Genomic DNA, 15,222 nt, shown 5'->3' with positions numbered 1-15,222 from the left:
AGTGACAGACTATTACCCTCCCCCGCTTGCGGGGCGACTGGCTTGCCAGCTCGTCCGCAGGACGAGAAAGACGGGGTGGGGGTGTTTAAAAACGAAAAACATAGAAATCCATCAAAATGCTTCGCATCACCCCCATCCTAACCTTCCCCCGCCAAGGCAGGGGAAGGGACTGTTTCTGTCAATTTCCACCCTTGTATATAGCCACTTCCCCGCTATATTTTTCGATCAGGCGTAGGTTGGGGTGAGGCTTGCCGAACCCCAACATAATGAATTCTAAAATGTTGGGGTTCGCCTGACGGCTCACCACCGGGCCCCCATAAAAATGCGACTGCATTTTTATGGGAAACCCGCCAACCTACATTTTTGTTCTGTTTTTTATTTGGCTATAAATGTGTTGTTTATAGTGATTTTTTACCATTGATAAGCCGCTTATAGTGAGAAATTTTCTCGCGATAAGCGCTTATTGTCGGTAAATTTTCTCACGATCGTTTCGAGTGAGCGGATTACACCGCCCAGCACGAGCAGCCGAGGGCGCCGAAGAAGCCTTTGAGGTCGGAAACAGGCGCCGACGATGCCCAGGCGCGGGCGTGATCGTGGCCGTGCAGACCGCAGGCGCTGGCGCAGCCGCATGAGGCGATGACCTGTTGGCGCAACGGTGCGAGCGAGTTTTTGCCGGCACCTTCGGGGTCGCCCCATGCGCCGTAGCCGCGATATTTGTGTACCGGCGACCAATCGGGCATGGCGGGCGACGGCGGGGTGTCCAAATCAGAGAAGCTGCCTGCGCCGTAAACGACACGGCCGCCCACCACGGTCAGATCCGAGGTCAGGAACGGGATTTCGTCTTCCGGCACGCTGAAAAAGTCTTTGCTCGGCACCATCATGTCGGCCAAATGGCCCACTTCGATGCGGCCGCGCTTGCCGACTTCGTTGGAGAACCAGGCCACGTTTTCCGTCCACATGCGCAAAGCGGTTTCGCGGTCGAGCAAATTGGCTTGCGGATAAAGCGTCATGCCGCCGACGGTTTTGCCGCTGATCAACCAAGACAAGGATACCCACGGGTTGTAGGAGGCCACACGGGTGGCATCGGTACCGGCCGATACTTTCACGCCGCTTTCGAGAATGCGTTTCACCGGCGGCGTGTTGGCCGCGGCAGCCGTGCCGTAGCGTTCGGCAAAGTATTCGCCTTGGTAGGCCATGCGGTGTTGCACGGCGATACCGCCGCCGAGCTCGGCAATGCGGTCGATGGACTTTTGCGACACGGTTTCGGCATGGTCGAAGAACCAGTTGATGCCTTCCAGCGGAATATCGCGGTTAACCTTTTCAAATACATCCAAAGCACGGGTAATGGTTTCGTCATAAGTCGCGTGCATACGCCACGGCCATTTGTTTTGCGCCAGAATGCGCACCACTTCTTCCAATTCGCCTTCCATTTCGGGCGGCATCTCGGGGCGGGGCTGGCGGAAATCTTCAAAGTCGGCGGCAGAAAACACCAACATCTCGCCGGCGCCGTTGTGGCGGAAATAATCGTCGCCCTGTTTGTAAGTCACCGAAGACGTCCATTTGAGGAAGTCTTCTTTTTCCTCTTTCGGTTTTTGCGTAAAGAGGTTGTAGGCGATGCGCACGGTGAGCTGGTTTTCTTCGGCCAGCTTGCGGATGACTTCGTAATCGTCAGGATAATTTTGGAAGCCGCCGCCGGCATCAATCACGCCGGTGACGCCCAAGCGGTTCAGCTCGCGCATGAAATGGCGGGTGGAGTTGACTTGGTAGTCAAACGGCAGTTTGGGGCCTTTGGCCAGCGTCGAATACAAAATCATGGCATTCGGTTTGGCCAGCAACAGGCCGGTGGGGTTGCCATTGGAGTCGCGTTTGATTTCGCCGCCGGGCGGTTCGGGGGTGTCTTTGGTGTAGCCGACGGCGCGCAATGCGGCGGCATTGAGCAAGGCGCGGTCGTACAAATGCAGGATGAACACCGGCGTATCGGGGGCAACCGCATTGATTTCTTCAATGGTGGGCAGGCGCTTTTCGATGAATTGGTGCTCGCTAAAACCGCCGACCACGCGCACCCATTGCGGCGCAGGGGTAATATCGACTTGTGCTTTGAGCATGGCCATGGCATCGGCCAGCGAGCGCACGCCGTCCCAACGCAGCTCCATGTTGTAATTGAGGCCGCCGCGGATGATATGGGTGTGGTTGTCGAACAGGCCGGGCAAAACGCTGCGGCCTTGCAGGTCGATGCGGCGGGTATTGTCGCCCGCCAACGCCAAAATCTCGCTGTTGCTACCGACAGCGGCAAATTTGCCGTCGGCAACGGCAACGGCCTGGGCAACCGGTTTGGATTTATCCAGCGTGGTGATGTCGCCGTTATAGAAAATGGTGTCGATGTGTGTCGTCATCATTTACTCCTTGTTTTGATTATGGTCTTGTGTGTGAACCGTTTGGGAGATAGATGCTGGCGGAGAAAAAAACTGTTTGGAGAACGGAATCATTTGTTCGCCCAGCAACATGCCCAAAAGCCCCAGCAAGGCCACCACGGGCGGCGCGGGAGAACGTACGTTCAACAGATAGTAAACCACCCCGACCAATATTCCGGCTCCGAAAGAAAATACATACATTTTCATCAATATCTCTTTAGGGCAGATGAAACAGCAAAGGTGTGATTTGATGCAAACCACACCTTCGCCGTCGCAATAGTCAGTCAGCGATTACTTGGCCGGATTGGGGCCGATGCGTTCGCCGTGTTGCACGCGCTCGGGGGCTTTGTGCACCATGGTGTAGGCGTAATCCACACCCATGCCGTAGGCGCCGGAATGCTCTTTGACGATATCCAGTACGGCATCGTAAGTCTCCTTGCGCGCCCAGTCGCGTTGCCATTCCAGCAATACCTGCTGCCAGGTCACCGGAATAATGCCGGCCTGAATCATGCGCTGCATGGCGTATTCGTGGGCCTCAACCGAGGTGCCGCCGGAAGCGTCGGCCACCATGTAGATTTCATAGCCGCCTTCTGCAGCCGCTGCCAAGGCAAAGCCCAGGTTGCAGACTTCGGTCCACAGGCCGGACACGATCACTTTCTTGCGGCCGCTCGATGCCAGCGCATCACGCACGTTCTGGTCGTCCCAGGAGTTCATCGAGGTGCGCTCGAGAATCTTGTTTTCAGGGAAAACCGCGAGCAGTTCCGGGTAGGTGGGGCCGGAGAAACCATCGGTTTCCACGGTGGTGATGATGGTCGGGATATTGAAAACCTTGGCGGATTTGGCCAGCGCCACCACATTGTTTTTCAGGGTTTGGCGGTCGATGGACTGCACGCCGAACGCCATTTGCGGCTGCTGGTCGATGAAAATCAGCTGGCTGTTTTCAGGGGTCAAGAGTTCAAGGTATTTGTTGGACATGATGATGCTCCATGTGTGTGTAAAAAGTATGATTAGCAGGATTTTCAAGCAATAAAAAAGCGGCAGACCCCAGGCGTAAACCTGTCTGAATTTGCCGCATTATTGCGCGGTATATTCAGGCCAATAAGCCAGCCTGAAATATTAAAGGCCGTAAACTTTCAGGCGCTCTTCCACGGGGGTAAAAGACTTATCGCCTGCAGGCTCGGCAATGCCGCCGAATACGAGCTGGGCGCTCATTTTCCAGTTGGCTGGCAAATTCCATGTTTTGGCCACTTCGGCATCGATGATCGGCGTGTAATGCTGCAGGTTGGCGCCCACGTTGACCGCAGCCAACGCAGTCCAAATGGCATATTGGCTCATGGCATCGCTGTGGCCTGCCCATACGGGGAAGCCAGCGGCATAAGCAGGGAACTGCTCTTGCAGGCCTTTCACCACGTTTTCGTCCGCAAAAAACAATACGCTGCCAGCCGCCGCCTTAAACATATTCAGCTTGGCTTCAGTGGCTTGGAAGTTCTCAGCAGGAACGATTTTGCGCAACTCGGCAATGGTGATGTCCCACAATTTTTCATGCTCGGCGCCAAACAACACCACAAAGCGGGTCGACTGCGAGTTGAATGCAGACGGTGTGTGCTTAACAGCGTGCTCAACAATCTTGATGATCTCTTCTTTGCTTACAGGCAGGTTTTTGTTCAGCGCGTAAACAGATCGGCGGCTCTCTACAGCTTGCTGAAAATTTTGTATCACAGACATGGGGGTTTCCTTGTTTTTGGTTTCAGGTTGGTTGGCAGGCTGCCCGCTATTTTTCAGGTAGCCCAAAAGTTTGGATAACATTTCGGATAATTCGCCTCAGTGCAATTGGTTGATATTGGCTTCCACATCCATCGGCACGTCCATCAACAAGATTTCCGCATCACCCAAAGCCTCCACGTCAAAGCCGTCGGTTTCCCACAGACCCAGACCGTCTCGCTCGCTCAATTCGATGCCGCCCACTTTGGCTTTACCTTTAATGACGAACACATAGACGCCGTTGCCTTCGAGTTTTACCTCGTAGCGCTTTTGGGTGCCGTCTGAAAACCGCGCCAGCGAGAACCAAGCGTTTTGGTGAATCCACACACCGGCGTCATCCGCATTCGGCGACAGGATTTGCTGGAAGTCGTTGGGTTTGGCTTCGTTGGCAATCGTGATTTGCTGATAGCGGGGCGCCACGTTGTTTTTGCGTGGCAGCACCCAGATTTGCAGAAATTTCACGGCTTGGTCGCGGTTGGCGTTCATTTCGCTGTGGGTAACGCCGGTACCGGCCGACATCACCTGCACATCACCGTTTTTGATGATGCTCCCGTTGCCCATGCTGTCGCGGTGGGCCAAATCACCGCTCAAAGGCACGGAGATGATTTCCATATCGCGGTGCGGGTGGGTGCCGAAGCCTTGGCCGCCTTCTACAAAATCATCATTAATCACACGCAATACGCCAAAGCCCATGCGCTCGGGATCGTAATAATTGGCGAAACTGAAAGTGTGCGCGCTTTTTAGCCAGCCGTGATTGGCAAAGCCGCGTGAATCGGCCGGGTGATATACAGTTTTCATTTTCTTTACCCTTTAATTTAATTGGTTTTTTTAATCTATCAACTGAAGATGGGGCGAATTATAGGAGCAGCTACGGCCGAGAAAAAGGCACGAATGATAAATTAATTATCAACCCACAGTAAACAATAGCGCACTATAAAAAAACCTTGGTGACCAATTAGAAAATATACTCTTCAACAACCAGAAAATATTTCTCCTGTTAATAAATAGGCTAAAACCCTTTCAGGTAGCCTTTTAACCCAATATGAGTGAAGTACAACCGTAGGTTTCTGCTTCAGCATGATCTAAACAGCCAGGCAAAATCGCATACGGCAGGAACTCACATGATTTGATCATCTGAGCAATCGGAATTGCCGCCTCCCATCCCATACTCCCAAATAACTATCCCCGTCCCCCTTTCAGCCAGCCGCCATACATTCCTTTGCTGCCTTTATTTGCGCTTTCGGCGCATATTTTTATTGTGTGCCATCCACTAAGCTTCTATCTGTGAAAAAGTTTTACAACAACGACAGCAACCACTTGACGAAGCTGTTGTTCAGACGGCCTTGGGGCCTGTTAGAGAGGCCGTCTGAACAACCAAACCAAAAGGAACACCATCATGAAAATCAGAGCACAAGTCGGCATGGTTCTGAACTTAGACAAATGTATCGGCTGCCACACCTGCTCCGTTACCTGTAAAAACGTGTGGACTTCGCGCGACGGCGTGGAATATGCGTGGTTTAACAACGTGGAAACCAAGCCCGGTATCGGCTTTCCGAAAAACTGGGAAGACCAAAACAAATGGAACGGCGGCTGGGTGCGCAAGCCCGACGGCAAGCTGGTGCCGAAGCAGGGCGGCAAGTTGAAGATTTTGGCAAACATTTTTGCCAACCCGAATATGCCGAAAATCGACGACTACTACGAGCCGTTTACCTACGACTACGAGCATCTGCAAAACGCGCCGAAAATGCCGACACCGCCGACCGCGCGTCCGATTTCCGTGCTCACCGGCAAAAAAATGGACAAAGTGGAATGGGGCCCGAACTGGGAAGACGATTTAGCAGGCGAGTTTGAGAAGCGGGCGAAAGACGTGCTGTTTGAAGGCATTCAGAAAGACATGCACGCCGCGTTTGAGCAAACCTTCATGATGTATCTGCCACGCCTGTGCGAGCATTGTTTGAACCCGACCTGTGTGGCTTCCTGCCCGTCCGGCAGTATTTACAAGCGCGAAGACGACGGCATCGTGTTGATCGACCAAGACAAATGCCGCGGCTGGCGCATGTGCGTATCCGGCTGCCCCTACAAGAAAATCTATTACAACTGGACTTCGGGCAAGGCCGAAAAATGCACGTTCTGCTACCCGCGTATCGAAGGCGGCCAGCCGACCGTGTGTTCCGAAACCTGCGTAGGCCGCATCCGTTATTTGGGCGTGCTGCTGTATGACGCAGACAAAATCGAACAGGCCGCTTCGGTAGCCAACCCGCAGGATTTATACGAACAGCAATTGGGCGTGTTCTTGAATCCGCACGACCCTGAAGTGCAACGAGAAGCCTTGAAGCAGGGCATCAGCCAAAGCTGGATTGATGCGGCCAAACAATCGCCGGTGTACAAAATGGCGATGGAGTGGAAAGTGGCGTTCCCACTGCACCCCGAATACCGCACCTTGCCGATGGTTTGGTATATCCCGCCCTTATCGCCGATTCAGTCTGCCATCGAAAACGGTTTGGTGGGCGAAAACGGCATCATTCCGAGCGTGGACGAAATGCGTATTCCGCTGCGTTATCTGGCCAACCTGCTCACTGCCGGTAAAGTGGAGCCGATTAAACTCGCGCTGGAGCGCATGATTGCCATGCGCCGTTTCAAGCGCGGCCAAGTGGTGCACGGCGAAACGCCGGAGGAAACGCTGGCAGGCACCGGCCTCACGCCCGAAATGGTGGAAGACATGTATCAAATCATGGCGATTGCCAATTATGAAGACCGCTTTGTGATTCCGACTTCGCACAAAGAAATGGTGGAAAACAGCTTTGAAGACAAATCAAGCTGCGGCTTCACTTTCGGCAACGGCTGTTCCGGAGGCAGCGAAGAAAGCCTGTTCGGCAAGCGCAAAGGCACGCCGATTATCTTCCACGGCCTGCGTAAAGATGCCGAGAAAAACCGCGAAGAAGGAGTACGCTGATGAGCGCGAATCCTGTTTACCGGTGGTTTTCCGCGCTGCTGTGCTACCCCGAAGCCGAGCTGATCGAAGCCTTGCCCGAATTTCAGACGGCCTTGCAAGAATGGCCGGAGCTGCAAGCACAAGCAGGCCGTCTGAACAGCTTTTTGGGCTACCTGAACAGCCACAGCCTGCGTGAATTGCAGGAACGCTACGTCGCCACCTTCGACCGCAACCGCAACCACGCGCTCTATCTCTTCGAGCATGTGTACGGCGAAGACCGCGACCGCGGCAGCGCTATGGTGGACTTACTGGAAGAATACCGCAGCCGCGGTTTCGAGTTGGGCAACGACGAGCTGCCCGATTACCTGCCCGTGCTGCTGGAATATTTAAGCCAAGTGCCGTCTGAACACGCCCAAAAGCTGCTCGGCGATGCCGTGCATGTGGTTGCCCACATCGGCGGAAAACTCGAAAAAAGCGGTTCTCCTTACGCCGTATTGCTGCAAGGCATTACCGCACTCAGCCCGGTGGCACCGCGCCCGCTGGTCGAGCCGCCCGTGCGCGATATGGACGAAGCGATGGAAACGTTCGGCCCCGACATTTCCGGCACCGAGCCGCTGCTGAAACCCCGCATAGAAACCGTACAGTTTTATCCTAAAGCCGCTTTTCAGACGGCCACAAAAGGAGCGCAAACATGAACACCCTGCACCAATTCTTTTTCGGCATTTTTCCCTATATAGCCTTGGCGATTTTCTTTTTCGGCAGCCTGGTGCGCTTCGACCGCGAACAATATTCGTGGAAGAGCGAATCCAGCCAAATCCTGTATGAAGGCCAATTGCGCTTGGGCAACATTCTGTTTCACGTCGGCATCTTGGCCGTGTTTTTCGGGCATTTGTTCGGCCTGCTCACGCCTTTATGGTTTTGGGACGCGCTGGGCATTTCGCACGGAGCCAAGCAGATTTTTGCAATGGTGATGGGCGGCATCTTCGGCGTGATGGCGATGATCGGTTTGGTTATTTTGCTGCAACGCCGTCTGAAATGCGACCGTTTGGCCGCCAACAGCACTTGGCGCGACAAACTGGTGCTGATTTGGCTCATCATCACTTTAGGCTTGGGCTTGCTGACCATCTTCGTGAGCATGGGTCATACCGACGGCCACGAAATGGTGAAACTGATGACTTGGGCGCAGCATATCGTTACCTTCCGCGGTGATGCCGCCGGCCATATCGAAGACGTAAATTTCCTGTTCAAACTGCATATGGTGATGGGTATGGGCTTGTTTGTGATTTTCCCGTTTACCCGCTTGGTGCATGTGTGGAGCGGCTTTGCCAGCGTAACCTACTTAGGCCGTGCGTGGCAGTTGGTGCGCCGCCGTTGATGAAGTGCGGCAACCGGCAAACAGGCTACCTGAAACCCTTTCAGGTAGCCTGTTTTCATGGCGGAAGCGGGAACAAAGCCGCCACAATCCCTTAGGCAGATATGCCTTAAGGCAGCAAAGCCTCGTGATGCAAACCGGCACGTTCGTCGAAGCCGAACATGATGTTCATATTCTGTACCGCCTGCCCGGCCGCGCCTTTGACCAGATTGTCCTGCACGCTCAAAAGAATCCATACCTCGCTGCCGGGCGCACGTTGCACGCTGATGCGGCAAACATTGCTGCCGCGCACACTGCGGGTTTCCGGCGTGCTGCCGGCCGGCATCACATCGACAAAAGGGCTGTCCGCATAATAAGCCGCCAACAGCGCCTGCGGATCTGCCCCTTCTGCGAGATGCACATAAGTGGTGGCGTGCATGCCGCGAATCATCGGCGTGAGGTGCGGCACGAATATCAGATGTTCGGCCACCTCCGCTTGCAGGCCGGCAATGGTTTGACGGATTTCCGGCAGGTGGCGGTGACCGCCTACGCCATAAGCCTTGAAGTTGTCTCCCGCTTCGCACAACAGCGTGCCTACTGTCGCTTTGCGGCCTGCGCCGGAAACGCCGGATTTGCAGTCGGCAATCAGCGGGCGGCCGGTTTTCACCACGCCGGCTTTCAAAAGCGGAATCAGCGGCAGGCTCACGCAGGTGGGATAGCAGCCGGGGTTGGCCACCAGGCGGGCGGTTCGGATGGCATCCCGGTTCAATTCGCACAAACCGTACACCGCCTCCTGCAAAGCTTTTTCGGCGGTAAACGGCATCCCGTACCAATGCTCCCAAGTGGGGATATCTTTGAGCCGGTAGTCGGCCGACAAATCCACCACGCGCACGCCCTGTGCCATCAGAGCCGGCGCATCCCGCATCGCCACACCGTGCGGGGTGGCGAAAAACACCACGTCGCAAGCGGCTAAATCCGCGGCATCGGGCGCTTGGAATACCAAGTCGTACACGCCGCGCAAGGAGGGGAAATAGTCGGCAATGTGCACGCCGGCTTCACTGCGGCTGGTTACCGCCGTCACTTGGGCATGCGGGTGGCCGGCCAGCAGACGCAACAGTTCGACACCGGTGTAGCCGGTGGCGCCGACAATGCCGACACGAAGAGAGGGAAGATTCATGATGCCGCGTTCCTTATTTCATTTCTAATAAAAAAACGGAGTGTAGCGGCTTTTCAGGTAGCCTGAAAGCCCGGCCACAGCAGCCTTTCGCCCGGCATCAACAACAAAACCGCCCAAAGCTGGCAGGCGGCCTGACAGGGGCGTATAATCGCGGCGCATCGCCGGAGCAGCCACACCATGCATCACCATGAAAATCATAATATATGCTACCGGCACCGTTTTAGGAACACTTTGCCATGAGTCAGCAACCCGAGCAAAAGACACAGCCAAAAGAACAAGTTATCAGCCTCTACCAAGGCAGCAAACGCATCCACCCCAAGCTGGCAAAAGGCCGCTTCGCCAATTGGCGCATTCTGGCCGTCCTGGTCACCCAGTTGGTGTTTTACGGCATCCCCTGGCTGATGTGGGGCGACCGCCAAGCCGTCTGGTTCGATATTCCCGGCCGCCACTTCTATATTTTCGGCCTCACCTTGGTGCCGGGCGATCTGATCTACCTCACCGGCATCCTGCTGCTTTCCGCTTTCGGCCTGTTTTGGTGGACCACCATTGCCGGCCGTTTGTGGTGCGGTTATGCCTGCCCGCAAACGGTCTATACCGAAATCATGCTGTGGATCGACCATTTGGTGGAAGGCGACCGCAATAAGCGGCTGAAACTGGATAAAGAGCCGTGGAATGCGCGCAAAATCCGCATCAAGCTCACCAAATACCTGCTGATTTTCTTGGTCGCCGCCTGGACCGGCATCACGTTCGCCGGCTGGTTTGTGCCCATCCGCGAACTGACGGCCAATATTTTCAGCCTGAATTTTGCCGCCATTTCAGGCGCTACACTGTTTGCCGCCGCTTTCTACGGCTTCATGACCTGGCTGATGGGCCACATCATGCGCGAACAAGTGTGCCTGCACATGTGTCCCTACGCCCGCTTCCAAAGCGCAATGTTCGACCACGACACGCTGATCATTTCCTACGACACCGCCCGCGGCGAACCGCGCGGCGCGCGCAAAAAGAATGTCAGCCGCGAAGAAACCGAGCTGGGCGACTGCATCAACTGCACCATGTGCGTACAGGTATGCCCGACTGGCATCGACATCCGCGACGGCCTGCAATACCAATGCATCGGCTGCGCCGCCTGCATCGACGCCTGCGACGAAATCATGGATAAAATGAATTATCCGCGCGGCCTGATCCGCTATACCACCGAAGGCGCACTGGCCAAAGAATACCCGGAAAGCAAAATCCCCAGCCGTCTGCTGCGCCCGCGCGTGGTGGGTTACGGCGCAGTATTGGCCTTGGTGGCCACCGGCCTGATCGTGAGCCTGTTCTTCCGCCAAACCGTGCGCGTGGACGTGATCAAAGACCGCGGTGTGATGGTGCGCCAAAACAAAGAAGGCTGGCTGGAAAACGCCTACAACCTGCGCATCATCAATGCCAGCGAAGACGTGAAAATCCTCACCGCCGAAGTGGAAGGCTTGGAAGACATCAAGATGTCCGGCCTGCCCGCCGACGGCCTGCGCCTCGAAGGCGGCCAAACCTTAACCGTGCCCGTTCAGGTAGCCGTGATTCCGGAATATGCGGAAAAAGGCAGCAACCCCATCCGCTTCACCTTCCGCTACACCGATGCGCAAAACCCTGAAGACAGCAGCACCATTAGCGAAAAAAGCACCTTTATCGGAGAATGATTTTGAGCAACAACCGCAAGGCCAAACCCTGGTACCGTGAACCCTGGCCCTGGCTTTTGGCCGCCGGCCCCATCATTGTTGTATTCGCCGCCCTCTATACCTACCATCTGGCCGCCAACTACAACAAGCCTTCCATGGTCACCGACGACTACTATAAAGAAGGCAAAAACATCGGCCTGCAGCTGGAGCGCGACCAAACCGCCGCCACACGCGGCATCCGCGCCCAAGTGCTGGTGAATCCCGACAACGACCGCGCCAAAGTGCTGCTCAGCGGCCAAATCGAGCCCGGCAGCAAATTGCGCCTGCTCTGGCTGCACCCTGCCCGCAGCGAACACGACCAAAGCGTGGTCTTGCAGCGGCAGGGAGATGCCGCCCCGTCCGGGAATCAGGTAGAATACACCGCCGTTTTCAAGACACTGCCCGCCACCCACCACTGGTATGTGCGCGTAGAAGACGAAGCCGGCCAATGGCGTGTGCAGGGCCGGTGGGACACCAACCAAGGCCAAAGCCTTACACTGCAACCCATGCATCAGGCCGCCCCCCAACCGGCCCCCTAATCCCGCTTTCAGGTAGCCTCTGGTTTCTCAAGGCTACCTGAAACGCCCCGCACCCCACCCCGAAAAGGATTCCTCATGGACGATATGCTCAAACAAGCCGCGCTGGACTTCCACGAATTCCCGCGTCCCGGCAAAATTCAGGTGGCTCCCACCAAACCCTTGGCTACCCAGTACGACCTCTCGCTGGCGTATTCACCTGGCGTGGCCGCGCCCTGCATGGAAATCCATGAAGATCCGCTCGCTTCCTACAAATACACCGCCCGCGGCAACCTGGTGGCCGTCATCTCCAACGGCACCGCCGTGCTCGGCTTGGGCAACATCGGCGCACTGGCGAGCAAACCGGTGATGGAAGGCAAAGGCGTTTTGTTTAAAAAATTCGCCGGCATCGACGTCTTCGACATCGAAGTCAACGAAACCGACCCCGACAAACTGGTGGACATCATCGCCTCCCTCGAGCCCACCTTCGGCGGCATCAATCTCGAAGACATCAAAGCCCCCGAGTGCTTCTACATCGAGAAAAAACTGCGCGAGCGCTGCAACATCCCCGTCTTCCATGACGACCAACACGGCACCGCCATCATCACCGCCGCCGCCGTGCTGAACGGCTTGCGCGTGGTGGGCAAAGACATTGCCGAAGTGAAACTGGTGTGCTCCGGCGCCGGCGCGGCCGCCATCGCCTGTCTCGACCTTTTGGTGGCCTTGGGCATGAAGCGCGAACACATCACCGTTTGCGACTCCAAAGGCGTCATCTTCCAAACCCGCGAAGACCGCGAGCGCATGGACGAAAGCAAAGTGCGCTATGCCGTGGCCGACTGCGGCCAACGCACTTTGGCCGATGCCGTACCCGGCAAAGACATCTTCCTCGGCCTCTCCGGCCCCAATGTATTGAGCACCGATATGCTCAAACAAATGGCCGACAAACCGCTGGTGTTCGCCTTGGCCAACCCGCAGCCCGAAATCTGGCCGCCCGAAGCGAAAGCCGCCCGCCCCGACGTCATCATCGGCACCGGCCGTTCCGACTTCCCCAACCAAGTCAACAACGTGCTCTGCTTCCCCTTCATCTTCCGCGGTGCCATGGACGTGGGCGCCACCACCATCAACGAAGAAATGAAGCTGGCCTGCGTGCGTGCGATTGCCGACTTGGCGCTGGCCGAGCAAAACGACGAAGTCGCCAGCGCCTATATGGGCACCGAGCTTTCCTTCGGCCCCGAATACCTGATTCCCAAGCCCTTCGATCCGCGCTTAATCGCCCGCATCGCCCCCGCCGTAGCCAAAGCGGCCATGGACTCCGGCGTCGCCACCCGCCCGATTACCGATTTCGACGCCTACGTCGAAACCCTCAACCACTTCGTGTACAAATCCAATCTGTTCATGAAGCCGGTGTTCAATCAGGCGAAAAAAGACATCAAGCGCGTGGTATTGAGCGAAGGCGAAGACGAGCGCGTACTGCACGCCGCCCAGCAAATCGTGTCGCAAAAACTGGCTTTCCCGATTTTGATCGGCCGCCCCAATGTGATCGAAGCACGCCTGAAAAAACTCGGCCTCACCATCCAAGCCGGCAAAGACTTCGAGCTGGTCAACAATGAAAACGACCCGCGCTACCGCGAGTACTGGGAAGAATACTACCGCCTGCGCAAACGCCAGGGTGTTACCGAAGAAATGGCGCGCCGCCGCATGATCGGCAACACCACCCTGATCGGCGCCATGATGGTGCATCTGGGCCATGCCGACGCCTTGGTGTGCGGCACCATGGGCCGCTTCCGCGACCACTTCCAAATCATGGAAGAAATCATTGGCTACAACAATCCCGAGCGCAACGCCTGCGCCATGAACGCGCTGATTCTCAGCGGCGGCAGCATCTTCATTACCGACACCTATGTGAATGCCGAGCCCAACGCCGAACAATTGGCCGCCGGCACCCTGATGTGCGTGGAAGAAATGGAACGCTTCGGCATCGTGCCCAAGGTGGCCTTGTTGGCCAACTCCAACTTCGGCTCCATCGATTCGCCCTCCAGCCGCAAAATGCAAACCGCACTGGGTCTGATTCAGGCCGCCAAACCCGAGTTGGAAATCGACGGCGAGATGCAAGGCGATGCCGCGCTGAACGAAAACATCCGCCAGCAAATCATGCCCGATTCCCCGCTGAAAGGCTCGGCCAATCTGTTGGTGATGCCCGATGTGGAAACCGCCAACATCAGCTACAACCTGCTGCGCGTATCCGCCTCCGACGGCGTGACCATCGGCCCGATTCTGATGGGCATGGCCAAGCCGGTGCACATCGTCACCCCCATCTCCTCCGTGCGCCGCATCGTCAATATGGTGGCCTTGGCCGCCGTTGACGCCCAACGCCAACACGGTTGACCATCCTTTTCCATCAGGCTACCTGAAACCCGCCCACGGCTGTTCAGGTAGCCTGAGACCTTTGCAAAACCTTCAGATGTGGATGCAGTTCAAGGCGTAGCAGCACAGCGAGCGTGAACACAGGAATCCCCGTGGGACAGACATATCATTAAGATAGGCAAGCGAGCGAGCAGCGCACAACGCAGAAATGCGCCGCAGATGGGGGTTTTGCAAAGGTCTCAGCCTTTTTCCATCCAGCAACGGTTCTATGCACGCCACATTACCCGAAAAACGCTTCGAAGACTCAGGCGCAGCCGAATACGACCAACGGATTACCCGCCTGATTCCCGGCTATGCCGAGCTGCACCGCCTCAATGCCGCCATCTTGCATCCCCTGCCCGCCGATGCCCGCATCTTATTGATCGGCGTCGGTACCGGCACCGAGCTGCTGTCCCTTGCCGATAGTCGGCCACAATCCGCTTTCACCGCCCTAGACCCCTCATTTGCCATGCTGGAACAAGCCAAGCGAAAAGCGGCCTGCTTGCCGAATACCGTCTATTGGCATCACGGTTTGCTGGAAGAGCTGCCGGAGGCGCCCCAATACGATGCAGCCCTGTGCCTGTTTGTGATGCACTTCCTGCCCGATATAAGGGAAAAGGGTTCGCTGCTGCGGCAAGCCGCCTGCCGTTTGAAACCGAGTGCGCCCCTGCTGCTGGCCGATCTGGCCGTGCAATGCAGCGGACAGACTGAATGCCTGGTGCAATATGCCCGCACCCAAGGCCTGCCCGACCACCAACTCGACCGCTTACAACGGCGTTTGCAACAGGATTTTTTTCCACTCACACCCGGCAATCTGACCGATTTGGCCACAACATGCGGTTTCGAAACACCCGAGCCGTATTGGCAAAACTTGGGCTTTACCGCCTGGCGCTTACGCCGCGCATCACCCCTTCCTACAGCGGCGGTTTAAGACGTCTGAACAACCAACCTGGCAAAGCGGTCTGATGTCAGCCTGAA

The 15,222-nt window shown here is 56.2% G+C and carries 14 protein-coding genes and 1 pseudogene; 7 read left to right on the top strand and 8 right to left on the bottom strand.

Features of this window, described 5'->3' with window-relative positions:
- Window positions 1-503: 503 nt before the first annotated feature.
- The 5 genes from H3L94_RS05110 to H3L94_RS05090 form a co-directional block, all read right to left on the bottom strand.
- Window positions 504-2,396, bottom strand: a complete 1,893-nt coding sequence (locus H3L94_RS05110) for an amidohydrolase (protein ID WP_182122940.1) — start codon at window positions 2,394-2,396, stop codon at window positions 504-506.
- Window positions 2,397-2,618 carry a DUF1427 family protein gene (locus H3L94_RS05105; RefSeq protein WP_182122939.1) on the bottom strand — a complete coding sequence of 74 codons (222 nt, stop codon included), beginning with the start codon at window positions 2,616-2,618 and terminating at the stop codon, window positions 2,397-2,399.
- A gap of 84 nt (window positions 2,619-2,702) precedes the next feature.
- Complete coding sequence (locus H3L94_RS05100) at window positions 2,703-3,386, bottom strand: hydrolase (RefSeq protein WP_182122938.1); 684 nt, start codon at window positions 3,384-3,386, stop codon at window positions 2,703-2,705.
- 141 nt (window positions 3,387-3,527) lie between these two features.
- Entirely contained in the window at window positions 3,528-4,136 is a 609-nt protein-coding gene (locus H3L94_RS05095) for a nitroreductase family protein (RefSeq protein WP_182123106.1), read from the bottom strand.
- A 96-nt stretch (window positions 4,137-4,232) separates the two neighbouring features.
- Window positions 4,233-4,970, bottom strand: coding sequence for a pirin family protein (locus H3L94_RS05090; RefSeq protein WP_182122937.1), 738 nt, complete (start codon window positions 4,968-4,970; stop codon window positions 4,233-4,235).
- Between the two features lie 598 nt (window positions 4,971-5,568).
- On the opposite strand from H3L94_RS05090, the gene narH reads away from it, so the two are divergent.
- The 3 genes from narH to narI are packed head-to-tail and all read left to right on the top strand — an operon-like array spanning window position 5,569 to window position 8,479.
- Window positions 5,569-7,125, top strand: coding sequence for a nitrate reductase subunit beta (gene narH, locus H3L94_RS05085; RefSeq protein WP_182122936.1), 1,557 nt, complete (start codon window positions 5,569-5,571; stop codon window positions 7,123-7,125).
- Window positions 7,125-7,799, top strand: coding sequence for a nitrate reductase molybdenum cofactor assembly chaperone (narJ, locus tag H3L94_RS05080; RefSeq protein WP_182122935.1), 675 nt, complete (start codon window positions 7,125-7,127; stop codon window positions 7,797-7,799). The genes narH and narJ overlap by 1 nt, the downstream gene beginning before the upstream one ends.
- Entirely contained in the window at window positions 7,796-8,479 is a 684-nt protein-coding gene (gene narI, locus H3L94_RS05075; protein WP_054600099.1) for a respiratory nitrate reductase subunit gamma, read from the top strand. Before narJ ends, narI begins: the two co-directional genes overlap by 4 nt.
- A 106-nt stretch (window positions 8,480-8,585) precedes the next feature.
- On the opposite strand, the gene argC is transcribed toward narI, so the two are convergent.
- Complete coding sequence (argC, locus tag H3L94_RS05070; RefSeq protein WP_182122934.1) at window positions 8,586-9,632, bottom strand: N-acetyl-gamma-glutamyl-phosphate reductase; 1,047 nt, start codon at window positions 9,630-9,632, stop codon at window positions 8,586-8,588.
- 24 nt (window positions 9,633-9,656) lie between these two features.
- On the bottom strand, window positions 9,657-9,830 hold the full coding sequence (locus H3L94_RS05065) for a hypothetical protein (RefSeq protein WP_182122933.1): 174 nt from the start codon (window positions 9,828-9,830) through the stop codon (window positions 9,657-9,659).
- A 38-nt stretch (window positions 9,831-9,868) separates the two neighbouring features.
- Between H3L94_RS05065 and ccoG the strand changes: the two genes are divergently transcribed.
- From ccoG to H3L94_RS05050, 3 genes are all read left to right on the top strand, one after another.
- Complete coding sequence (gene ccoG, locus H3L94_RS05060; protein ID WP_182122932.1) at window positions 9,869-11,308, top strand: cytochrome c oxidase accessory protein CcoG; 1,440 nt, start codon at window positions 9,869-9,871, stop codon at window positions 11,306-11,308.
- Entirely contained in the window at window positions 11,305-11,865 is a 561-nt protein-coding gene (locus H3L94_RS05055) for a FixH family protein (RefSeq protein WP_182122931.1), read from the top strand. Before ccoG ends, H3L94_RS05055 begins: the two co-directional genes overlap by 4 nt.
- 75 nt (window positions 11,866-11,940) lie before the next feature.
- Window positions 11,941-14,226 (top strand): NADP-dependent malic enzyme, encoded by a 2,286-nt coding sequence (locus H3L94_RS05050; protein ID WP_182122930.1) that lies wholly within the window; start codon window positions 11,941-11,943, stop codon window positions 14,224-14,226.
- Between the two features lie 43 nt (window positions 14,227-14,269).
- Here H3L94_RS05050 and H3L94_RS12410 read toward each other — a convergent pair.
- A pseudogene (locus tag H3L94_RS12410) lies at window positions 14,270-14,439 on the bottom strand (lipoprotein signal peptidase).
- Between the two features lie 34 nt (window positions 14,440-14,473).
- Between H3L94_RS12410 and H3L94_RS05045 the strand changes: the two are divergent.
- Window positions 14,474-15,175, top strand: coding sequence for a class I SAM-dependent methyltransferase (locus tag H3L94_RS05045; protein ID WP_182122929.1), 702 nt, complete (start codon window positions 14,474-14,476; stop codon window positions 15,173-15,175).
- Window positions 15,176-15,222 lie beyond the last annotated feature (47 nt).

The sequence above is a fragment of the Neisseria shayeganii genome (assembly GCF_014054965.1).
In the GTDB taxonomy this organism is placed as follows: domain Bacteria; phylum Pseudomonadota; class Gammaproteobacteria; order Burkholderiales; family Neisseriaceae; genus Eikenella; species Eikenella shayeganii.
This window is presented reverse-complemented; position numbering and strand designations above follow the sequence as displayed.

What these genes read in the sequence shown, in the direction of transcription:
- narH (WP_182122936.1), top strand. Translation starts at nt 5,569, where the DNA reads ATGAAAATCAGAGCACAAGTCGGCATGGTTCTGAACTTAGACAAATGT.
- H3L94_RS05100 (WP_182122938.1), bottom strand. Translation starts at nt 3,386, where the DNA reads ATGTCCAACAAATACCTTGAACTCTTGACCCCTGAAAACAGCCAGCTG.
- ccoG (WP_182122932.1), top strand. Translation starts at nt 9,869, where the DNA reads ATGAGTCAGCAACCCGAGCAAAAGACACAGCCAAAAGAACAAGTTATC.
- H3L94_RS05065 (WP_182122933.1), bottom strand. Translation starts at nt 9,830, where the DNA reads ATGATTTTCATGGTGATGCATGGTGTGGCTGCTCCGGCGATGCGCCGC.
- H3L94_RS05110 (WP_182122940.1), bottom strand. Translation starts at nt 2,396, where the DNA reads ATGATGACGACACACATCGACACCATTTTCTATAACGGCGACATCACC.
- H3L94_RS05045 (WP_182122929.1), top strand. Translation starts at nt 14,474, where the DNA reads ATGCACGCCACATTACCCGAAAAACGCTTCGAAGACTCAGGCGCAGCC.
- H3L94_RS05050 (WP_182122930.1), top strand. Translation starts at nt 11,941, where the DNA reads ATGGACGATATGCTCAAACAAGCCGCGCTGGACTTCCACGAATTCCCG.
- narJ (WP_182122935.1), top strand. Translation starts at nt 7,125, where the DNA reads ATGAGCGCGAATCCTGTTTACCGGTGGTTTTCCGCGCTGCTGTGCTAC.
- argC (WP_182122934.1), bottom strand. Translation starts at nt 9,632, where the DNA reads ATGAATCTTCCCTCTCTTCGTGTCGGCATTGTCGGCGCCACCGGCTAC.
- H3L94_RS05105 (WP_182122939.1), bottom strand. Translation starts at nt 2,618, where the DNA reads ATGAAAATGTATGTATTTTCTTTCGGAGCCGGAATATTGGTCGGGGTG.
- H3L94_RS05090 (WP_182122937.1), bottom strand. Translation starts at nt 4,970, where the DNA reads ATGAAAACTGTATATCACCCGGCCGATTCACGCGGCTTTGCCAATCAC.
- narI (WP_054600099.1), top strand. Translation starts at nt 7,796, where the DNA reads ATGAACACCCTGCACCAATTCTTTTTCGGCATTTTTCCCTATATAGCC.
- H3L94_RS05095 (WP_182123106.1), bottom strand. Translation starts at nt 4,136, where the DNA reads ATGTCTGTGATACAAAATTTTCAGCAAGCTGTAGAGAGCCGCCGATCT.
- H3L94_RS05055 (WP_182122931.1), top strand. Translation starts at nt 11,305, where the DNA reads ATGATTTTGAGCAACAACCGCAAGGCCAAACCCTGGTACCGTGAACCC.